This is a genomic window from Agreia sp. VKM Ac-1783, assembly GCF_900177765.1.
Lineage (GTDB): Bacteria > Actinomycetota > Actinomycetes > Actinomycetales > Microbacteriaceae > Agreia.
In genome coordinates this window covers 577,168-597,175 of the sequence record NZ_FXWI01000002.1, presented here as the reverse complement: position 1 = coordinate 597,175, position 20,008 = coordinate 577,168, and the positions used below count along the sequence as shown (strand labels likewise).

The 20,008-nt window shown below is 65.8% G+C and carries 21 protein-coding genes and 1 other RNA gene; 16 read left to right on the top strand and 6 right to left on the bottom strand.

Annotation, left to right across the window (positions count from 1 at the left end; translation table 11 throughout):
• The first annotated feature begins 66 nt into the window (after positions 1-66).
• From CCK87_RS07870 to CCK87_RS07840, 8 genes are all read left to right on the top strand, one after another.
• On the top strand, positions 67-1,320 hold the full coding sequence (locus CCK87_RS07870; RefSeq protein ID WP_086460852.1) for an ATPase, T2SS/T4P/T4SS family: 1,254 nt from the start codon (positions 67-69) through the stop codon (positions 1,318-1,320).
• Complete coding sequence (locus CCK87_RS07865) at positions 1,317-2,174, top strand: type II secretion system F family protein (RefSeq protein ID WP_086460851.1); 858 nt, start codon at positions 1,317-1,319, stop codon at positions 2,172-2,174. Before CCK87_RS07870 ends, CCK87_RS07865 begins: the two co-directional genes overlap by 4 nt.
• The gene (locus tag CCK87_RS07860) at positions 2,171-3,109 is read left to right on the top strand and encodes a type II secretion system F family protein (protein WP_086461232.1); all 939 of its coding nucleotides are present in this window, start codon (positions 2,171-2,173) and stop codon (positions 3,107-3,109) included. The genes CCK87_RS07865 and CCK87_RS07860 overlap by 4 nt, the downstream gene beginning before the upstream one ends.
• Positions 3,110-3,182: 73 nt before the next feature.
• Positions 3,183-3,359: a hypothetical protein gene (locus CCK87_RS18230; protein WP_170927193.1), complete on the top strand. Its 177-nt coding sequence runs from the start codon at positions 3,183-3,185 to the stop codon at positions 3,357-3,359.
• Positions 3,360-3,366: 7 nt separating this feature from the next.
• Positions 3,367-3,780 (top strand): TadE/TadG family type IV pilus assembly protein, encoded by a 414-nt coding sequence (locus tag CCK87_RS07855; protein WP_170927192.1) that lies wholly within the window; start codon positions 3,367-3,369, stop codon positions 3,778-3,780.
• On the top strand, positions 3,773-4,198 hold the full coding sequence (locus tag CCK87_RS07850; protein WP_249273773.1) for a hypothetical protein: 426 nt from the start codon (positions 3,773-3,775) through the stop codon (positions 4,196-4,198). The genes CCK87_RS07855 and CCK87_RS07850 overlap by 8 nt, the downstream gene beginning before the upstream one ends.
• 13 nt (positions 4,199-4,211) lie before the next feature.
• Positions 4,212-4,667, top strand: a complete 456-nt coding sequence (locus CCK87_RS07845; RefSeq protein WP_086460849.1) for a pilus assembly protein TadG-related protein — start codon at positions 4,212-4,214, stop codon at positions 4,665-4,667.
• Positions 4,668-4,720: 53 nt separating this feature from the next.
• Positions 4,721-6,208 (top strand): MFS transporter, encoded by a 1,488-nt coding sequence (locus CCK87_RS07840; protein ID WP_086460848.1) that lies wholly within the window; start codon positions 4,721-4,723, stop codon positions 6,206-6,208.
• A 17-nt stretch (positions 6,209-6,225) separates the two neighbouring features.
• Here the strand turns inward: CCK87_RS07840 and CCK87_RS07835 are convergent, their stop codons facing one another.
• The gene (locus CCK87_RS07835) at positions 6,226-7,488 is read right to left on the bottom strand and encodes an MFS transporter (RefSeq protein WP_086460847.1); all 1,263 of its coding nucleotides are present in this window, start codon (positions 7,486-7,488) and stop codon (positions 6,226-6,228) included.
• 59 nt (positions 7,489-7,547) lie between these two features.
• Between CCK87_RS07835 and prfB the strand changes: the two genes are divergently transcribed.
• The 4 genes from prfB to smpB all read left to right on the top strand — a co-directional run bounded on the left by prfB (position 7,548) and on the right by smpB (position 11,305).
• Positions 7,548-8,654 carry a peptide chain release factor 2 gene (gene prfB / locus CCK87_RS07830; protein WP_044438800.1) on the top strand — a complete coding sequence of 369 codons (1,107 nt, stop codon included), beginning with the start codon at positions 7,548-7,550 and terminating at the stop codon, positions 8,652-8,654.
• 97 nt (positions 8,655-8,751) lie between these two features.
• Positions 8,752-9,816, top strand: coding sequence for a cell division ATP-binding protein FtsE (gene ftsE, locus CCK87_RS07825; protein ID WP_086460846.1), 1,065 nt, complete (start codon positions 8,752-8,754; stop codon positions 9,814-9,816).
• Positions 9,813-10,727 carry a permease-like cell division protein FtsX gene (ftsX, locus tag CCK87_RS07820; protein WP_086460845.1) on the top strand — a complete coding sequence of 305 codons (915 nt, stop codon included), beginning with the start codon at positions 9,813-9,815 and terminating at the stop codon, positions 10,725-10,727. Before ftsE ends, ftsX begins: the two co-directional genes overlap by 4 nt.
• 101 nt (positions 10,728-10,828) lie before the next feature.
• Positions 10,829-11,305 carry an SsrA-binding protein SmpB gene (gene smpB / locus CCK87_RS07815; RefSeq protein WP_055780595.1) on the top strand — a complete coding sequence of 159 codons (477 nt, stop codon included), beginning with the start codon at positions 10,829-10,831 and terminating at the stop codon, positions 11,303-11,305.
• 35 nt (positions 11,306-11,340) lie between these two features.
• Here smpB and CCK87_RS07810 read toward each other — a convergent pair whose 3' ends face one another.
• On the bottom strand, positions 11,341-12,252 hold the full coding sequence (locus tag CCK87_RS07810) for an SDR family NAD(P)-dependent oxidoreductase (protein WP_086460844.1): 912 nt from the start codon (positions 12,250-12,252) through the stop codon (positions 11,341-11,343).
• On the bottom strand, positions 12,249-12,926 hold the full coding sequence (locus CCK87_RS07805; RefSeq protein WP_086460843.1) for an SIMPL domain-containing protein: 678 nt from the start codon (positions 12,924-12,926) through the stop codon (positions 12,249-12,251). The genes CCK87_RS07810 and CCK87_RS07805 overlap by 4 nt, the downstream gene beginning before the upstream one ends.
• Positions 12,927-13,060: 134 nt before the next feature.
• Between CCK87_RS07805 and ssrA the strand changes: the two genes are divergently transcribed.
• Positions 13,061-13,458: a transfer-messenger RNA gene (gene ssrA / locus CCK87_RS07800) on the top strand.
• Positions 13,459-13,542: 84 nt separating this feature from the next.
• Here the strand turns inward: ssrA and CCK87_RS07795 are convergent.
• Genes CCK87_RS07795 through CCK87_RS07785 form a run of 3 tightly spaced genes read right to left on the bottom strand, consistent with a single transcriptional unit; the run spans position 13,543 to position 15,854 of the window.
• Positions 13,543-14,274 carry a PIG-L family deacetylase gene (locus CCK87_RS07795; protein ID WP_170927191.1) on the bottom strand — a complete coding sequence of 244 codons (732 nt, stop codon included), beginning with the start codon at positions 14,272-14,274 and terminating at the stop codon, positions 13,543-13,545.
• Positions 14,271-15,467 carry a glycosyltransferase gene (locus CCK87_RS07790; RefSeq protein ID WP_249273771.1) on the bottom strand — a complete coding sequence of 399 codons (1,197 nt, stop codon included), beginning with the start codon at positions 15,465-15,467 and terminating at the stop codon, positions 14,271-14,273. The genes CCK87_RS07795 and CCK87_RS07790 overlap by 4 nt, the downstream gene beginning before the upstream one ends.
• Positions 15,468-15,854 (bottom strand): hypothetical protein, encoded by a 387-nt coding sequence (locus tag CCK87_RS07785; RefSeq protein ID WP_086460841.1) that lies wholly within the window; start codon positions 15,852-15,854, stop codon positions 15,468-15,470.
• 70 nt (positions 15,855-15,924) lie between these two features.
• On the opposite strand from CCK87_RS07785, the gene CCK87_RS07780 reads away from it, so the two are divergent.
• The 3 genes from CCK87_RS07780 to CCK87_RS07770 all read left to right on the top strand — a co-directional run bounded on the left by CCK87_RS07780 (position 15,925) and on the right by CCK87_RS07770 (position 20,003).
• Complete coding sequence (locus CCK87_RS07780; RefSeq protein WP_086460840.1) at positions 15,925-16,962, top strand: M4 family metallopeptidase; 1,038 nt, start codon at positions 15,925-15,927, stop codon at positions 16,960-16,962.
• Positions 16,959-17,288: a protealysin inhibitor emfourin gene (locus CCK87_RS07775; protein ID WP_086460839.1), complete on the top strand. Its 330-nt coding sequence runs from the start codon at positions 16,959-16,961 to the stop codon at positions 17,286-17,288. The genes CCK87_RS07780 and CCK87_RS07775 overlap by 4 nt, the downstream gene beginning before the upstream one ends.
• 99 nt (positions 17,289-17,387) lie before the next feature.
• Positions 17,388-20,003: a phosphoenolpyruvate carboxylase gene (locus CCK87_RS07770; protein ID WP_249273824.1), complete on the top strand. Its 2,616-nt coding sequence runs from the start codon at positions 17,388-17,390 to the stop codon at positions 20,001-20,003.
• The last annotated feature ends 5 nt before the right edge of the window (positions 20,004-20,008 follow it).

The window sequence follows — 20,008 nt, the reverse complement described above, 5'->3', positions numbered from 1 at the left end:
TGGATAACTTCCGCGGGGCTTCGGCGTTTCGGTGCATCATGTCGGTCGAGGGCGATCGACAGGAGGATGCGAGTGGCCAACGCCGTGCAGCTGATCACCGAGCGTGTGCGCGACCGCGTGCGCCGCGAGGGCGTCGACCTCGCGTCAGACGAGACTCTGGCCCGACGGTTCGTCGACGACGAGGTTCGCAGTTACACAGAGCGAGCCTTGGGCGGCGGCGCACCGTTACTCGCCGACGAGACCGTTGCCACCCGTGAGGTGGTGGCGTCGCTCACGGGGTTCGGCGCCCTCCAGCCGCTGCTCGATGATCCTGGCATCGAGGAGATCTGGATCAACGGCCCCGACAGGGTGTTCGTCGCTCGCAACGGAGTGTCAGAGCTCTCGAATGTGGTTCTGTCCGACCTGGAGGTGCGCGAGCTCGTCGAGCGCATGCTGCAGAGCTCCGGGCGGCGCGTCGACCTGAGTTCGCCCTTCGTCGATGCGTCCCTTCCCGACGGCAGTCGACTCCATGTCGTGATTCCCGACGTCACCCGAGCCCATCTTGCGGTCAACATCCGTAAATTCGCCCGGCGCATCCGAGACCTCCATCAGCTCGTCGGCCTCGGAGCTCTCACGCAGCAGGCCGCCGAATTCCTGCGCATGTGCGTGCTCGCGCAGCAGAACATCCTTGTGTCGGGCGCGACTCAGAGCGGCAAGACCACGCTGCTCAATGCCCTGCTCTCGGTCGCGCGACCGAGCGATCGCGTCGTCACCGTGGAGGAGACCTTCGAACTCGACCTCTCGGCGCGCGACGTCGTGGCGATGCAGTGCCGTCAGGCGAGCCTCGAGGGCACAGGCGAGATCACGCTGCGCCGCCTGATCAAAGAAGCGCTGAGAATGCGCCCCGACCGCATCGTGGTCGGAGAGGTGCGCGAGGCTGAGAGCCTCGACCTGCTCATCGCCCTGAACAGTGGACTGCCGGGAGCCTGCAGCATCCACGCCAACAGCGCACGGGATGCCCTCGTAAAGCTGTGCACGCTGCCACTGCTCGCCGGGCGCAACATCGATGCCGCGTTCGTGACCCCCACGGTGGCATCGTGCATCGACATCGTCGTGCACTGCGAGATGGACAAGCGCGGTGCCCGTCGCATCACCGAGATCCTCGCGCCGAGCGGCCAGGTTGCAGGGTCCGCAGAGCACGGCGGAGTCATCGAGGCCAGCACGATCTTCGGTCTCGACGGCCGAGACCTCGTCGCGACCGGCGGATATCCCACGAAGCTCGCGAAGTTCCGCGCTGCCGGTCTCGACCCGTCGATCGTGCTGGCACGGGGCGACCGATGAGCACTGTGCTCGGCCTCATTCTGGGACTCGGTCTCGTGCTGTGCGCGGCGCCGTTCTTGTGGCCCGCATCGCTCGAGCCGGCAGCAGAAAGGCGCACCGGTCGTATTCGTTCTCTTCTCGATCGTGCTGGGCTCGAGAAGGTGCCGGTTTCGGTGTTCCTCGCCACAAGCGTGTGCCTCGGCCTCGTCGCGGCGGCTGTTGCAGAGGCGTCTCTGGCCGTTCTCGCGCTCGACGCCGCGGCGGCCGTAGTCGGTCTCTTGCTGCCGATCTGGGTGGTGCGCCACCGCGGGCGCGCTCGTCGGCGCGCGAGTCACACGTTCTGGCCGGATGCCGTGGACCACCTCGTCTCAGCCGTTCGCAGCGGCGTCGCCCTGCCCGACAGTGTCAGCGCTCTAGCGCACGCCGGTCCGGTCTCGGGCCGAGCCGCCTTCGCCGAGTTCGAAGCGACGTACCGCACGACGGGTAACTTCGGAGTGAGTCTCGATGCGCTCAAAGTACGGCTGGCAGACCCGACGGCCGACCGCATCCTCGAGACGCTGCGCATGTCGCGAGAGGTGGGCGGCACAGACCTCACCCGCGTGCTGAGGAGTCTCTCGGGCTACCTTCGAGAAGACGCAGCCATACGCAGCGAGGTCGAGGCCCGGCAATCGTGGGTCATGAACGCGGCCCGCCTCGGAGTCGCGGCGCCGTGGATCGTGCTCCTTCTCTTGTCGACGCGTCCCGAGGCTGCGGCGGCCTACAACAGCGCCGGGGGAGTCGTGCTCATCGTCGGTGGCCTCTGCCTCAGCATCATCGCCTATCGCGTGATGTTGGTGATCGCACGTATCCCCGAGGAACGGCGGTGGTTCGCATGAGCGCCACCGTGGCCTGGGCGATGATCTTCGGAGTCGTTCTCGGTATCGGCCTCTGGTCGCTGGTGAATGTCACTCCGCGACTCTCGCGACCTTCATTGGCCGAACGCACCGCCCCCTACCTCGTCGATGTCTCGGCCGGGGCTCGGCAGTTCCTGAACAAGCGTTCCAGCGACCCGCTTCCGGTTTTCGGCGTGCTGTTCTCGCCCTTGGCCCGGGTCGCCATAGACGTTCTCGACGGAATTCTCGGTGGCGCGGAGCAGATCGAGCGCCGACTGGCGCAATCGCGGTCGGAACTGTCGGTCGAGCACTTCCGCTCGCAGCAACTGGTCTACGCGGTAGTCGGCGCGACCGTGGGCACCGTGCTTGTCGTCGCGTCCTCGCCCACAACGACCCTGCCCGTGGCCACGCAACTGGCCATCCCCATCGTGCTGAGTGCGGTGGGGGTCATGGCGCGCGATCTGGTGCTGCGCAAGGCGGCGCGACGGCGCATCGCCCGCATCGAGAGCGAGCTTCCCACTGTTCTCGAATTCTTGACGCTGAGTCTCTCTGCCGGCGAGACCGTGCTCGACGGCCTGCGCAGAGTGGCGAGGGTCTCGACCGGAGAACTGGCTCGCGAGTTCGCCGTCGTCGTCACCGACGTCAACTCGGGCGTCGGACTGGTGTCCGCGCTCGAGTCACGGGCCGGCGCGTTGGCGCTCCCCGCGTTCACGCGCTGCGTCGAACAGATGACAGGAGCCCTCGAGCGCGGAACCCCGCTGTCCGACGTGCTGCGAGCACAGGCGCAGGATTCGCGCGAAGACACCAAGCGCGCGCTGCTCGAGGCGGCGGGCAAGAAGGAGGTCACGATGCTCGTCCCTCTGGTCTTCCTCATCCTTCCGACTACCGTGCTCTTCGCCGTGTGGCCGGGCATCGTCGTGCTGCAGACGGGATTCTGATGCAGATCGTCTCGCGAGTTAGTCACGGCTTCATCATCGATTCACGCTCCGATTCCGCTGAAAAGAGAGATCCATGTCCTCGATAACAACTCGACTCACCCGACGCCTCCGCGACGATCGGGGCGATGTGCCCGGTTGGGTGCTCATCACTCTCATGACGGCCGGTCTGGTGATCATCATCTGGGGTCTCGCCGGTCCCGCGCTCAGCCAGGTCTTCGAGCAGGCGATCGATCGCGTCACGGCGTTCTGATCCGCTCATGGGGGCGAAGAGTCGGCGGATCCTGCAGAGACTGCGGCGTGACGACGGGTCGGCCGCCGTCGAGTTCGTTCTCGTGGGCGTGCTGCTGACCGCTCTGACGCTCGGGGTCATCCAACTGGCCTTCGCCCTCCACGTACGCAACACGCTGCTCGATGCGGCGGCAGAGGGTGCGCGGTTCGCGGCGCTCGCGGGAAACTCTCCCGAAGACGGAGCCGATCGAACGAGACAGCTCATCCGCACCGCCGTGGGCGCCGACTACGCCGCCGGAGTATCCGCCGGGTACACCGAATACCTCGGAGTGCCGGCGACCGAGGTCACCGTCAGCGCGCCCCTCCCGTTGGCTGGCCCGTTCGGGCCGCCGAGATCGTTGGAGGTGACAGGCCATGCCGCTGTGGAAGCGCTTGATGGCTGACGACGGATCAGCCTCCCTCGAGTTCATCACCGCGGGAATTCTGCTCCTGGTGCCGCTCGTCTACCTCGTGAGCGCACTGTCCGCGTTGCAGGGCGCCGCCTTCGCAGCGGAGGGCGCGGCGCGACAGGCAGCCCGGGTCTTCGTGCAGTCGGAGACGATCGATCAGGGAGCCGCATCCGCCGAGAAGGCTGCGGCGATCGCGTTCTCCGACTTCGGCATCACCGATGGCGTCGCTCCGATCGAGTACTCGTGCGATCCGGTTCCGGATGCCTGCCTCACCCGGGCGGGTCATGTCACGGTGACCGTGCGCGTGTCCGTACCGCTGCCGCTGGTCCCGGCTTTTCTCGGTCGCGAGAACTCGGGCCGCATCCCCTTCGTCGCCACGGCGACCCAGACGGTCTCGAGATTCCACTCATGATGCGGGTCGTCTCATGAGAGCGAGTGCCGCAGCAGAGCGCGTGCGCTCCGACGAGGGATCGACTCTGCCGCTCACGATCTTCTACGCGGCCCTCGCGTTGCTCGTCGTGCTCGTTGTCGTGGCAGCGTCGAGTCTGTATCTCGAGCGCACGCGACTCTTCACCATGGCCGACGGCGCCGCCCTCGCAGGCGCAGAGTCGTTCTCGCTCGACGACGTCGAACTCGTCGAATCGGCGGTCGTTCCGAGGCTGGATCCGCAGGCCGTCGACTCTGCTGTCGGCGACTACCTCGCCAACACTCCGTCGGCCGCATCGTTCGACGATCTCGCCGTGATCGAGGCGACCACCCCAGACGGCCGAAGCGCCACCGTCACACTGTCGGCGACGTGGCGGCCGGCTGTGCTGGCTCTCGTCGTGCCGAACGGGTTTCCCATCGAGGTCACCTCGATCGCGCGTTCGACATTCCGCTGAAATCTGCGCAAGGCCCTCAGGCCACGCACAGCTTCGGCGTAGAGTACGTGTCCATGACTTCGAGCTCACCGGCACCTCAGATGGAACTCACCGAGCGGGCGAAGTGGCAGGCGTTCGCCGTCGCCGTGGGCGTTGCCGCGCTCACCATCCTCGACCTCTCGAAGGTCAACGTGGGTCTTCCGTCGATCGAGAAGGCACTCGGCGCCGGCTCGACCGAGCTGCAGTTGATCGTCGCCGGCTACGCGCTCGCCTTCGGCCTGGCGCTCGTTCCCGCCGGCCGGCTGGGCGACATCTACTCGCGCAAACTGCTCTTCTCGATCGGCCTCATCTCGTTCACACTCGCGAGTCTCGCCTGCGCGCTGGCCCCGACTGTCGAGACGCTGCTCATCGCTCGCATCCTCCAGGGAGTCGCCGCCGGCATCCAGATGCCCCAGGTACTGGGGCTCGTGCAGCAGCTGTTCCAGGGCTCGGCTCGGGGGCGCGCGTTCGGTATCTTCGGCGCGACCATCGGCGTCTCGACGGCGTTCGGCCCGACGCTCGGCGGCCTGTTGATTGCCCTCGGCGGCGAGACCGACGGCTGGCGACTCCTGTTCTGGATGAACATCCCGCTCGGCCTGATCGCCCTGTTCTTCGCGCTGCGCCTGCTGCCGACGAAGCCGAAGGGGTCGACGGTCAAGACAGAACTCGACCTCGTCGGAATCCTGCTCCTCGGCTTCTCGGTGTTCAGCGTCATGGTTCCCTTCGTCTTCACGACGGGTGGCCCCGACGACGACCCCAAGCGCTGGTTCTGGCTTGTCGGCTTCGTTCTCGGAACCGTCGCCTTCCTCCTGTGGGAGCGCGACTACTCCCGCCGCGGCAAGTCCTCCGTCGTGCACTTCGCGCTCTTCCGCATCGCCTCCTACCGCAACGGCATCCTCGTGGCCACCGCGTACTTCGCCGCCATCCCCGGCACCTTTCTGCTCACGACGCTCTACCTGCAGCAGGGTCTCGGAGCGCTTCCCGTATTCGCCGGCATGGTCAGCATCCCGTTCGCGCTCACCTCCGCGGCCAGCTCGCTCATCGGCGGTCGAATTGTCGAGCGCTACGGGCGCAAGCTCGTGGTCATCGGCACGATCACGGTCATCGTCGGCTTCTCGCTGATTCTCGCCGCCGCCGTGCTCACCCCGCGCGACCAGACGATCTGGTGGATGGCCGCCGCCATGGCCGTCGCGGGAGCCGGAGGCGGCCTCGTGATCTCGCCCAATCAGACACTCACACTGGCCGAGGTGCCCGTCAGCGAGGGCGGCGTCGCAGGTTCGCTCGCGCAGGTCGGGCAACGAGTCGGCACCGCGATCGGTGTCGCGGCCGTGAGCTCGACCTTCTTCTCGACGCTCTACCGAGAGACGACGACGCCCGACAAGCTCACCGTGTACCACGACGGATTCCGCAACGGCATCCTCATCGCGATCTCACTCATCACGGTCTCCCTCGTCGTGGGTCTCGTCGACCTGAGGTCGCGTGCGAAAGCCCGTGCCCAGCAAGGCGCGCCATCCGCCGGATGAGAACTGCCGACGCCTGATCAGGCGGACGGGCGACCCGGCCTACGGGGAACGTAGCGGGGCACGTAGCGCAGCATCATGCCCGCGCCCAAGACACCGATGACGCCCATGATCGCCGTCGAGAGCGACAGGGTGGCCACAGCTACGACGAGAGACACGAGCAGGGGAGCGGCGGCCGTTCCGGCGTCGCCGGTGAAGCGGAATGCCCCGAGGAAGGGTGCCGGGTCGTTCTTGGGCGCCAGATCGGCGCCGAGGGTCATCAGGATGCCGCTGCCGATTCCGTTCGCGAGGCCGGTGATCGCGGTGATGCCGATGAACCAGCCCACGGCGTTCTGCAGGTCGTGGGTGAACGCCAGGGCGAAGAGTCCGATACCCATACCGAGCATCGAGGGCACCACGCTCCACAACCGGCCGAAGCGATCCATCACCTGGCCGCTGGCATAGAACAGCGCGAAGTCCATGGCGCCGCCCAGTCCGATGATCAGCGCGGTCGTGCTCTCGGGCAGCCCGAGGCTGACCGCCCAGAGCGGCAGTATGACGGAGCGACTGGCGCGCAGCGCTCCGACGATCGCCACTCCCGTTCCGAGCCGGATGAGTACCCCGCGGAAGGCCACGATCGTACGGAAAAGCCCCTGAGATTCCTCGGCGACGAGATGTTCGCCCTCTGTCTCGCGTGTTCCCTGCGCGCGGGCAGCCGCTGCGGCCCGCGCGGTGGGATCGGGTAACAGCATCAACAGCACGATCACGATGACCGCGCACCCGAGATGCACCCAGAACACGATCGCCGCGTGTGCCGTGAGCGCGATGAGGCCGGCGGCGATGAAGGGGCCGACGAACCAGCCCGCTCTGAAGGTTCCGCCGAGAGTCGACAGCGCCCGAGCCCGGTACGGCAACGGAACGAAGGTCGTCATGAACGCGTGCCGCGCCAGAGCGAAGGTCGCGGTCGACAGACCGAGCAGAAAGATGCCGACCCCGAGCATCCAGGGCCCGGATGCGACGATGCACGTCGTGACGCCGATGATCGAGACGAGCGACGCCCCGACCATGGCCCGTCGTTCACCGATGCGGCTGACGATCCAACCACTCGGGATGTCGCCGATGAGCTCTCCGACCATGATCATCGCCGCGATGAAGCCGGCGAAGGCGAGGCCGGCACCGAGATCCTGGGCGATGGCGGGGATGATCGGGATGATCGACCCCTCACCGATGGCGAAGAGCAACGAGGGAAGGAGGGCGGGTAGGGCGATGGAACGGAAACGGAAACCGGTCTCTGTGTCGCTCATATCGCATCCAACCCTACGCCGGAGGATCGCCCGCGGCCGCCCGGTAGGCTGGGTGCACCATGCAGGAACTTGATTTCAGCGAGCAGATCGCCGCCCTCCGCTCCACCTTCCGCGACATCCTCTCGGTCATCGACGTCGATGACCTCAAGGCTCGTATCGACGACCTCAGCGCGCAGGCCGGTGTACCCGACCTCTGGGACGACACCGAAAAGGCCCAGAAGGTCACCAGCGCACTGTCGCACGCGCAGTCCGATCTGGCGAAGGTCACCAGCATCACCTCACGGCTCGAAGACCTCGAGATCATGGTCGAGCTCATCAACTCCGAGGGCGACGAGGAGTCGGCTCAGGAGGCCCAGGCCGAACTCGAGAGCCTCACGAAGCTCCTCGGAGAGCTCGAGGTGCAGACGCTGCTGAACGGCGAGTACGATCCGCGGGCCGCCGTCATCACGATCCGCGCGGGAGCGGGCGGCGTCGACGCCGCCGACTTCGCCGAGATGCTGCTGCGCATGTATCTGCGCTACTCCGAGCAGCATGGATACTCGGTCACCGTGCTCGACACCAGCTACGCAGAAGAGGCGGGCATCAAGAGCGCGACCTTCGAGGTCGACGCCCCCTACGCCTTCGGAACGCTGTCGGTCGAGGCCGGAACCCACCGGCTCGTGCGTATGAGCCCCTTCAACTCGGCGGGCAAGCGCCAGACCAGCTTCGCGGCCGTCGAGGTCATCCCGCTCATCGCCCAGACCGAGTCGGTCGATGTTCCCGAGAGTGACATCCGGGTGGATGTCTTCCGCTCGTCGGGCCCGGGCGGCCAGTCGGTCAACACCACGGACTCGGCCGTGCGCATCACGCACCTTCCCACGGGGATCGTCGTCAGCTGCCAGAACGAGAAGAGCCAGATCCAGAACAGGGCGGCAGCGCTCCGCGTGCTGCAGTCGCGTCTGCTGCTGTTGCAGCGCGACGAGGAGAACGCCAAGAAGAAGGAGCTGGCCGGCGTGATCACCGCCAGCTGGGGAGACCAGATGCGCAGCTACGTGCTCGCGCCGTATCAGATGGTTAAAGACCTGCGCACGGACTACGAATCGAACAACCCCTCGAATGTCTTCGACGGTGAGCTCGACGGCTTCATCTCGGCCGGCATCCGCTGGCGCAAGCAGAAGGTCTCCTAGGCAATACCGGGCTCGCATTCAGACTCGCGGTCCAATCGGCGCTCCGTGGCGAGTCGTGCGCTGAGTAGCATCTCGGCCTGCTTAAGCTCAACCTGCCATGATTCGATTTGATCACGTATCCCAGATTTACCGGGGGACCAAGAAGCCGGCGCTGAACAGCGTCGACCTCGAGATCCTCCGCGGTGAATTCGTCTTTCTTGTCGGAGCCTCCGGTTCCGGCAAGTCGAGCTTCCTGCGCCTCGTGCTGAAGGAAGACAAGCCCACGAACGGCAGCATCCACGTGCTCGGCCAAGATCTGGGAACGATCTCATCGCGCAAGGTGCCCTATTTCCGGCGCAACCTCGGCGTCGTCTTCCAGGACTTCCGCCTGCTGCCGAACAAGAATGTGTTCGACAACGTCGCCTTCACCCTGCAGGTCATCGGCAAGTCTCGCGGATTCATCCAGGAGGCCGTGCCCGACGTGCTCGCCATGGTCGGTCTCAACGAGAAAGCCAACCGCCTTCCGCACGAGCTGTCGGGCGGTGAACAGCAGCGCGTGGCCATCGCCCGCGCGGTGGTCAACAAGCCCGCCATCCTGCTCGCCGACGAGCCGACCGGTAACCTCGACCCCCTGACCTCGGGTGGCATCATGCAGGTTCTGCAGCGCATCAACGCGGGCGGTACCACGGTGATCATGGCCACACACGACAACGCCATCGTCGACCAGATGCAGCGCCGCGTGATCGAGCTCGTGCAGGGCGAGGTCGTTCGCGACGAACTGCAGGGCGGCTACGGCATGACCGCCGAGATCGCGCTGCGCGACAGCGGAATGACCGCGGAGATCGGCATTCCCGGAATGGTGCGCGGCAGCCGCGGCATGAGCAGTTCGACGCCCACGTTCTCTGCGCCGGTCGTCACAGCCGAGCCCTCGTCCACCTCGGAGGCTCCGGTTGCTCCGGCTCAGGCGCCGGCAGCCCAGGCCCCCGACCAGGGCGAGCCGGCCGTAGCGGCGCCCGCCGCGCCCGTGCCCGCCGCATCCGCGCCCCCGGCGCCGCTGTCGGCCACCCCTCGCGCCGTCGACCCCGTCACCGATCAACTCGGCCTGGCCGAGAAGCTGGGGCTCCGCGCTCCCGGCGAACGAATCGATCCAGCCAAGGACCAGAACGTAGGACCCACCTCGTGAGACTCGGACTCATCTTCGGCGAGGTCGGCACCGGCCTCCGACGCAACGTCTCGATGGTCATCTCCGTCGTGCTCGTCACGTTCATCTCGCTCACCTTCGTGGGCACGGCAATTCTTCTGCAGATGCAGATCGGCCAGATGAAGAACTACTGGTACGACAAGGCGCAGGTCGCGGTCTATCTCTGCACCGCCACGGACACGGGGGAGACCTGTGGGAACGGCGACGCAACCCAGGACCAGATCGACGCCGTCAAGGCGCAGCTGGATGGATCGACCCTGTCGCCCTTCATCGACAAGTACTACTTCGAGGATCACGATCAGGCCTTCGAGAACTTCCAGAAGCAGTTCAAGGGCAATCCCGTCACCGACTATGTGACACCCGACCTGCTTCCGCAGACCTTCTGGGTGAATCTGAAAGATCCCACGCAGTCCGCCGTGCTCGTCGAGAGTCTGTCGGGGTTCGCCGGCGTGCAGAGTGTGACCGACCAGCGAAGTTATCTCGAGCAGATCTTCACGGTGTTGAACGCCGCCAGCTACACAGCGATCGCCGTCGCCGCCATCATGCTGATCGCGGCCGTCCTGCTGATCGCCACGACTATCCGACTCTCGGCGTTCTCGCGTCGCCGAGAACTCGGGATCATGCGATTGGTCGGTGCGTCGAACAGGTTCATCCAGACACCGTTCATCATCGAGGGTGTGATCGCGTCGCTGATCGGTTCGGCCCTGGCAGGTTTGGCCATCTGGGCGATCGTCAAGTTCTTCGTGCAGGGATGGCTGCTCAATCAGTTGCCGTTCACGTCGTTCGTCAGCACGGGAGACGCGCTTCTCGTAGCGCCGATCCTGATCGTGGTCGGTGCCGTGCTGGCGGCGCTGTCGGCGAAGTTCGCCATCACCCGCTACCTCAAGGTCTAAACAGTCTCGTCGCGGCTGAGGACGTGCGCGCCCGCGGCTGGGCGTATACTGGACGGCTGCCGCACGCGAGGTTCGGCACACTAAGTCATCAGGAGTTCAACGTGCCCAAGGAGAGCGGTCAGAAGGTCGTCGCGACCAACCGCAAGGCTCGGCACGACTACACCATCGAGTCGACGTACGAGGCCGGAATGGTCTTGAACGGCACAGAGGTCAAGTCGCTGCGCATGGGCCGCGCCTCGCTGGTCGACGGCTACGCGTTCATCGAGAACGGCGAAGCGTGGCTCGACGCTGTGCACATTCCCGAGTACACGCAGGGAACGTGGAACAACCACACCCCGCGGCGTAAGCGCAAGCTGCTGTTGCACAAGGAGCAGATCCTCAAGCTGCACAACAAGACGAAAGAGGGCGGTTACACCCTCATTCCGCTGCAGCTCTATTTCAGCGACGGACGCGCCAAGGTGGAGTTGGCCGTGGCGAAGGGAAAGCGCGAGTACGACAAGCGGCAGACGCTGCGCGAGCGCCAAGACAAGCGCGAGTCCGACAGGGCCATGTCGGCACGACGCAACCTCGGCGACTGATCTCGTCTTCGCTCGGCCTCACTACAGCGTCAGACTCATGACAGAGTCAGCGACGTTCCGGTCAGCTCCTCTGACCGCTGCCACAGCCTGGCGGCGACGGTCCGGTCGCGAGACCACGCCTTCGCAGTAGTGACACGCGGACGACCGTGTAGCTGCTGCCAGCCGGCGGGTCCGACGTATTCGCCGCCACGCAGGTACTCGTCGGTGGCGGCCAGCACGATCGGCCAGGCGCCGGCATCCTTGCCCTGAGCGAAAGAACGCAGCAGCGTCTGCACGACGGCCCCGGGTCGCTCATCGGGCCCGACACCGGTGCGCAGCGGTGTCAGCTCGTCGAGGGCGAATCCGGGATGCGCGACGATGCTCCGTGTCCCGTGGCCCGCCTCCCGAAGTCGCCTGTCGAGCTCGAAGGCGAAAGTCATCACGGCCAGCTTCGAGCGCGAGTAGCTTTGAAAGCTGCGGAACCGTTCGGGGGAGCCGTGCTCCTCGAGGTCGAGCGCGAAGAAGCGGTGGCTGATGCTGCCCAGGTGAACGATGCGAGAACCGGCCGTTGCGAGAAGCGCGGGCATCAGCCGGGAGATCAGGGCGAAATGGCCGAGGTGGTTGGTGCCGAACATGCTCTCGAACCCGTCGACCGTCTTCGCCTCGGCGGTGCCCTCGGTGATGCCGGCGTTGGCGACCAGAACGTCTATCGACGGCAGCTCGGCGAGTTCGTCGGCTGCGCGCGACACACTCGCGAGGTCGGCGAGATCGAGCTGCACGAACGAGGGCTGCTCGATGTTCTCGACTTCGCGGAGCAGCGATTCGATCGCGCGCTTCGCTTTGGCCTCGTTTCGGCTCGCGATCACCACTCGAGCGCCCCGCTGGGAGAGCTGTTCGGCGGTGAAGTATCCGAGTCCGGCGTTGCCGCCGGTGACGACGACGGTTCGGCCGACCAGATCGCGGGTCATGCCGTCGCCGCAAATCGCGCCTCGATGGATGCGCTGATCACGACGTCGGCCGGCGTCAGGTCGAGCGGCCCGCCACCACTGCTCTTCGCCATCTCGTGTGCGGCGAATCGAGCGACGCCCATGCCGGGGCCTGCCCCCGTGTCATCACCGAGCATCCCGGGGTCGGCGACGGCTATCGGGCGCAGGTTCGACAGGCCGAGCGCTTCGGCGTAGCTCTGTGCTTTCGAGCGGGCGGTGACGATCGCGGTCTTCTGGGCGTCGGTCTGCAGACGGGAACGCGTGGACGATGTCAGCGACCACTCGACCGACGCCACCGTCACTCCGTCACGGAACGCGACCGAGTCGAGCCAGGTCGCCAGCTCCGAGAAGTCACGGAAGCGAGCACGCACGGTCGTCGTGGCGTGATAGACGGGCGGCAGTTGGGCTCCGTCCTGACTCCACGGGCGTTGGCCCCATACGCTCATCTGGTCGGCGCTCCAGCGCGTGACAGCATCGGCGATCGGATCGTGCAGGGCGCGGAGGCTCTCGGACATCGCCGCGTGCAGTTCGCGAGTCTTCTCGAACACGGGCTGGCGCTCCGGGCCCTCGAACCCGAGGGTGAGCTGCACCGTCGCGCGTTCAGGAGTGTGATGGGTGTCGGCCGACGCCGCGACGGAGATGATTGTCTCGCTCATGGCTTCACCCTATCTGCGGGCGGTGACGAGCGGTTGTGGTTATCGCAGCAGATCTGTCGTAGACTAAGAAGCTGCATCCATCGAGGTGCTGGTATGAAACACACAACTCAACAGTGCGTGATAGTGACCCGCTCGGGGATGATCGGTTTCGACATTGCCTGCGAAACTGCGAGAAGCGGGTCGAGGATTCAGGGTTATCTCGTTAACGATCTCTGAAAAACAATAAGTGCCAAATCAAACCGCACTGTCTCTGCTCAGGCAGACTTCGCCCTCGCGGCGTAGTTCTCTTCTAAGCACTAAATAGAGACCGTCAGTCCGGGAATGCTCTCTACCCGGGTTCTGGCGACATTCAGAGAGATTGCTTCCGCGTTACGCCTGAGGGCGCGGAGGGACTTGCACTCGGGCTGGGCCCGTCGAGCTAGATGCCTGTAGCAAAGCTCGGGGCCGAGTAAAGCGAACTCAACAGGATACGCCCGTAGAAGGCGCAGAATCACAGCAGTGGACCGGGGTTCAATTCCCCGCATCTCCACCACTGAGGTCACATCACGCACTGTTGGTTTCACGCTCCGTTGGAGTTCGTACTCAGCTGGTTTTATGTCCGGCTGGCCTCCATTGTTCAGCGCCCGCGAAGTCCGACCGACGTCGGGATGTCCTGCCGTTGCCCACCGGAGTGCACGATCTCGTCGCCATCGACGCGCACCTGAGTCGCGTGGGCACGGAGCGCCGCCGTGACGGTGGGCCGCCTGTGTTCTAGCTCGAACCACTCGACGTCGTCGCTCGGCTCGGCCACGATCTCCGCCAAGGGGGTGTTTGTCAGGCGACACGCGGCGACGGTCGCGTCGTGCATCCGAACGTGATCCGGATGCCCGTAACCGCCCGCATCGTCGTAGCCCACGACGAGAGACGGCCGCACATGCTCGATCAGCGCCGCCAGGTCGTTTGTCACCTCGTCGAGAGGCGCGCTGACAAGCGCGTCCGGAGTGACATCGGGCGACGGGCCAGCGAGATCGGGGGTGATCCAGGACATGCCCGAGTCGCGGTACCGTCGCTCGGGTCGTTCGTGCGTTCGTGCAGGAGCGCTTCCGAGCCAGTATCTGTCGCTGATTCCGAGAATCGTGGATGCGGCGTTCAACTCGTTCTCGCGGATCTGCGACAGGGTCTCGGGGTCGGGCTCTGCCGCCAGCGAACCGGCGACGATCTCTCCGCGCTCTCCACGCGTGGCGGTCACGAGATGCACCCGGATGCCGCGGGCGACCATCTCGGAGATCAGTGCGCCTGTGGCGAGGGTTTCGTCATCGGGATGCGCGTGCACGAAGAGCACGCTGCGAACGCCGTCGAGAATGTTCACGCGACTGCGAGACGGGAGACGAGGTCGTCGTACACGCGGAGGAGCGCTTCTGCCGAATGCGACCAGCTGAGCGTCTCCGCACGTTCACGGGCCCTCATCGACAGGGCTGTCGCCTCGTCGCCATCCGAGATGAGCCGCGTGATCGCCTGCGCCCAGACCTCTGGATCGCGGGAGTCGATGACGATGCCTGTGACACCGTCGATCACCGCCTCTCGGAGGCCTCCCGATGCCGCAGCGACCACGGGAACCCTGCTCGCCGCGGCCTCGAGTGCGACGAGCCCATAGGTCTCGGAGTGAGAGGGGATCAACACGACCCGTGCCTGACGCAACAGCTCGGCGAGCGTCTCGCGGGACTGCGGTCCGATGAAGTGCACCAGATGACCGATGCCCCTGAGCTCGGCGAGCCGTGACAACTCGTCGACATAGCCGTCGAAGTCTGCGGATGCGTCGCCCGACACCACGAGTTCTGGACGGAGATCGGGAGAAACCGCGGCGATGGCCTCGATCGCGAGGTCCAGGCCTTTCAGAGGCTGCAATCGCGCTGCGACGACCGCGTAGGGCGCGCGCGGGCTCGACGGGGGTTCAGACGTGGCGGGTGCGAACAGATCGCTGTCGACGCCGGGGGAGACGACCGTGATGCGCTCGGGTGCGCCGCCCAGGCGGCTCTCGATCGTGCGGGCCTCGGCCTCACTGATCGCGACGAGGGCGTCCGATTCCCGTGCGAGCCATGATTCGCCGGCCATGCGCCCCGGAGACTCCGACCGTTCCCCGTCAGAGAGAGGCGTGGAGTCGTCTGCCGCGATGCTGTGGAAGCTTTGGACGTGCGGTATTCGTCGGGCGCGTGCGACGGGCAAGGCGGCCATTCCCGAGAACCAGTGATGCGAATGGATGACGTCGTACGGGCCGAGCGTCGAGAGGCGTCGGCTGAACTCGGCGATGAAGTTCTCGTGGTCGCCCTTCGCGGCCGGCTCTGCTGGACCCGCATCGACGAAGCGCAGACGAAGGTTGTCTCCGAGAGTGAGCACCGGCGGGGCAGTCGTCGTGGAGCGCCTCGTGATGATCTCGACGTCGTGCCCCAGTGACGCCAGGGCCTGTGCTTGGTGCAGTACGACGACGTTCATGCCCCCGGCGTCGCCGGAACCGGGCTCGTCTGCCGGTGAGGTGTGCAGACAGACGAGAGCTATGCGTAGCACTTAGACGAACACTCGATAACCGTTGACGAACTTGTTGACAGGCGCCAGGATCGCCACGAGCGGCACGAACATGCGCAGCAGGTAGACGATCACGGTGAGCTGGCCCAGGTCGGCGAGCGCGAACAGGCCGAGGGCGACGGCGCCCCAGCCGAGCGCGATCGTCAGAGAGCGCGTCGTGGCGAGGAACGGAGCGGCCGTACCCACGGCGGCGAACACGATTCCCGCGTCGGCGACGAATCCGCGAAGCCCGGCGTCGTCGAACTGACCGACCAGCACCCACAGCACGATGGCGATGGCCCAGAAGAGAACGAACAGGCCGCCGCCGACGGCCTTGGTCAGATACGTGACTGGAGCGGAGGTCTTGGCCGGGGCGGGAGCAGTCGTCATAACTAGAAATTCTAGCCCGAGGCCCAGACGTCTCGTGGACGATGTCGGTGGCAGGTGTCAGGCTCGATACATGCGATGCACGATTGTTCCCCCGTATCTGCTGGCCCGCCTCTCACGGCTCGACGCGAGCGGTCTCGAAGCCGTCGCGACAGCGGCTCACGAGACCTTGATGCACACTCGACCGCTGCGTGAGGCACGCCAGGGTGCCGTCGTGCGCCCCGCCGATCCTCGCCAAGCCGGCCACGGCCCTCGGCGCACGATCAGCGACGCGGGTGGCCGCGAGACCCTCCCGGGAACGGTCGTCCGAACTGAAGGCGCAACATCGACGGGTGACCCGGCTGTAGACGAGGCGTACGACGGTCTTGGGGCGACGTACGCCCTTTTCGCAGACGCCTACGGCCGGGCGTCGGTCGATGATCGCGGGCTCGGGCTCGACGCCACGGTGCATTACGGCGCACGGTACGACAATGCTTTTTGGGACGGCGAGCGCATGGTGTTCGGCGACGGAGACGGCGAGGTCTTCCGACGCTTCACGCTCTCGCTGAGCGTCATCGGGCACGAACTCAGTCACGGCGTGACGCAATTCTCGAGCCCGCTCGACTACTCCGGTCAGTCCGGTGCTCTCAACGAGTCGGTCTCCGACGTGTTCGGTGCTCTGGTCGAGCAGCACGCCAGACAGCAGACCACCGACCAAGCGAGCTGGCTCATCGGAGAAGAGCTGTTCACCGACATGGTCGAGGGCGCTGCTCTCCGCTCGATGAAGGCTCCCGGAACCGCGTACAACGACGATGTGCTCGGTCAAGACCCTCAGCCCGCTCATATGCGTGACTTCGTCGACACGAGTGACGACAATGGCGGGGTGCACATCAACTCGGGCATCCCGAATCGAGCGTTCTACCTCGTGGCCGAGTCGCTCGGCGGGTACACGTGGCAGCGCGCAGGGCAGATCTGGTACGACACTCTCAGCAGCGGCGAGCTTGCGCCTCGTGCGACGTTCGCCGACTTCGCGCGAGCCACGGAGCAGTCTGCCAGCCGTCGTTTCGGCGCCACCTCGAGCGAACTCGAAGCGGTCGAACGGGCGTGGTCCTCCGTCGGAGTCCGACCATGAACATCACGGTCGTTCGCACCGGCGGCTTCGCGGGCCTGCGTCGAACGTGGCGCGTCGACGTCGACGACCAGTCGCGCTCGGCACTCGACGAGTGGATCAGAATCCTCGATGCCTGTCCTTGGCGCGAAGGCATAGACCTCGACGGCGACGGCGTGCCCGATCGTTTTGTCTTCATGATCACGGTTCAGTCACCTCCCGATGCCGTGACGACCGCAGTCGACGCAGGGGGCCCCGAATTGCGAGCGACTCTTCCCGAAACCCGGGTGGTCGGCCCATGGAAGCAGTTGGTCGATCGCGTGCAGTCGACCGATCGCGTCGACTTATGACGACCCCGAAACATGCTGTCAACACGGGAGCGCTAGTTTAGGTCGGTGACGATTTTCGCTGACACGAACCCTGGCAATCCCGAGCTCAGCCGCAGAAGCATCCGCGACGAGGTCGACGCTGCGTTGCGCGCAGACGTGCGCCTTCTCGGATCGCTGCTCGGAAAGATTCTGACCGAAGCTGGCGGTACAGAGCTGTTGAACGACGTTGAGCGGTTGCGGGAGCTCACCATCGACGCATACGAGAAGCAGAACAACGCCTCGATCGAAGACGCAGAGAAACTCGTCGACTCGTTCACGCCTGTTCGTGCCGAGCAGGTAGCGCGCGCGTTCACGAGCTACTTCCATCTGGCCAACCTGGCTGAAGAGCATCACCGGGTGAGGGTACTGAGAACGCGCTTCTCGTCTCCGAGCGATCCGGCACCCGCGGATTCGCTGCCTGCCGCCATCGAGCGCCTCGTCGATGAGGTCGGTCGTGAGCAGACGGCGGAGCGGCTGGCAGCGCTACGGTTCCATCCCGTCCTCACGGCCCATCCGACAGAGGCGCGTCGGCGGGCGGTCGCCTCGGCCATCCGGCGCATCAGCGACCTCCTCTCCGACAGGGATTCCGGTCAGCAGGGCCGTTTGGCTGCCGCAGAGATTGAACGGCGCCTTCTCGAGCAGATCGACGTGCTCTGGCGCACGTCTCCCCTGCGCACGACCAGGCCGACGCCGCTCGACGAAGTCCGCACAGCGATGAACATCTTCGACCAGACGTTGTTTCAGGTCGTGCCGCAGGTCTATCGGCTTCTCGACGACTGGATGCTCGACTCGGAGGCGGGCAAGAAGCCTGTGGTCGCGCCGGCGTTCATGCGGCTCGGAAGCTGGATTGCGGCAGATCGGGATGGAAACCCCTTCGTCACGGCAGAGGTCACAGAAGAAGCGGCGGCGATCGCCAGCGAGCACATCCTCTTCGGTCTCGAACACGCGGCCACGCGCATCGGTCGCACCCTGACTCTCGATTCCGAGGACACCCCGCCCAGCGAAGCGCTGTTGGCGCTGTGGCAGCGGCAGGAGTCCATCGCTCCCCAGGTGACCAGTCAGATCGGCACCCGTTCACCGCACGAACCTCATCGCCGTGTTCTCATGGTCATTGCGGCCCGCATCGTCGCCACCCGTCAGGGCACCGAGCTCGCCTACGGTCTGCCCGACGAGCTGATCTCCGATCTGCGGGTGATCCAGCAGTCGCTGCGCGAGGCGGGCGCCGACCGCAGCGCCAACGGCGAGCTGCAGAACCTCATCTGGCAGGTCGAGACCTTCGGCTTTCACCTGGCCGAGCTCGAGGTTCGTCAGCACTCCAAGGTGCACCGTCAGGCGCTGGAGGAGGTCCGGGCCGGCGGCGATCTGAGCGAGATGACCCACGAGGTCCTGTCGGTCTACCGCACCATTGCCACTCTGCAGAAGCGCTACGGAACAGCTGCGGCTCGTCGCTACATCGTGTCGTTCACTCAGTCTTCGGCCGATATCGCCACCGTCTTCGCTCTGGCCGAGGCCGCACTCGGATCGCCCGAGGCTGCGCCGGTTCTCGACGCCGTTCCTCTGTTCGAGACGTTCGCCGATCTCGAGGCGAGCACAGACATCCTCGACGAGATGATCACGTTGCCGCAGGTGCAGGAGCGCCTCGCTGCGACGGGTCGAAAGCTCGAAGTCATGCTCGGCTACTCCGACTCCTCGAAAGACGTGGGTCCGGTCTCCGCGACGCTCGCGCTTTACTCGGCCCAGGAACGCATCTCGCGTTGGGCACAGGACAACGACATCGAGTTGACGCTGTTCCATGGTCGTGGCGGTGCTCTCGGCCGAGGCGGCGGGCCCGCGAACGAAGCCGTCATGGCACAGCCGGGCGGCTCGGTGGAGGGCCGGTTCAAACTGACCGAGCAGGGCGAGGTGATCTTCGCCCAGTACGGCGACAAGGCGATCGCGGCACGCCACATCGAACAGATGGCTGCAGCGACGCTTCTCGCGTCGAGTCCGTCGAACGAAGAGGCCAACAACACGGCCACGCGCGACTTCGCCGACATCGCCCGCACTCTCGACCTGCGGTCGCGCGAACGCTTCTTCGAACTCATCAAGGCAGACGGCTTCGCTCCGTGGTTCGCGCAGGTGACGCCGATGGAGGAGGTGGGCTTGCTCGCACTGGGTTCTCGGCCCGCGCGCCGCGGGCTCTCAGTGGAGTCGCTCGAAGACCTTCGCGCCATCCCGTGGGTGTTCGCGTGGACTCAGGCGCGCATCAATCTGACAGGCTGGTTCGGCCTGGGCTCGGCTCTCGCCGCTGTAGGAGACGTCGATGCACTGCGTGATGCCTATGCCCGCTGGCCACTCTTCACCGCCATGATCAACAACGTCGAGATGTCGCTCGCGAAGACGGACGACAGGCTTGCCGAGCGGTACCTCGCCCTGGGCGATCGCGACGACCTGGCTTCTCTCGTGCTCGACGAGATGGAGACAACCCGCGAGTGGGTTCGGCGCACGACCGGGCACGGCGAGATCCTCGAGGGTCGCCCCGTACTCCAGCGTGCGGTTCGTCTGAGGAGTCCGTACGTCGATGCTCTGTCGCTTCTGCAGCTTCGCGCCCTGAGGGCTGTGCGCAGTTCGGGCAGCGTCGATCCGGCTGACGACACGCACCGGCTTCTCCTGCTGGCCGTCAACGGGGTCGCCGCCGGTCTGCAGAACACGGGATAGGCAAT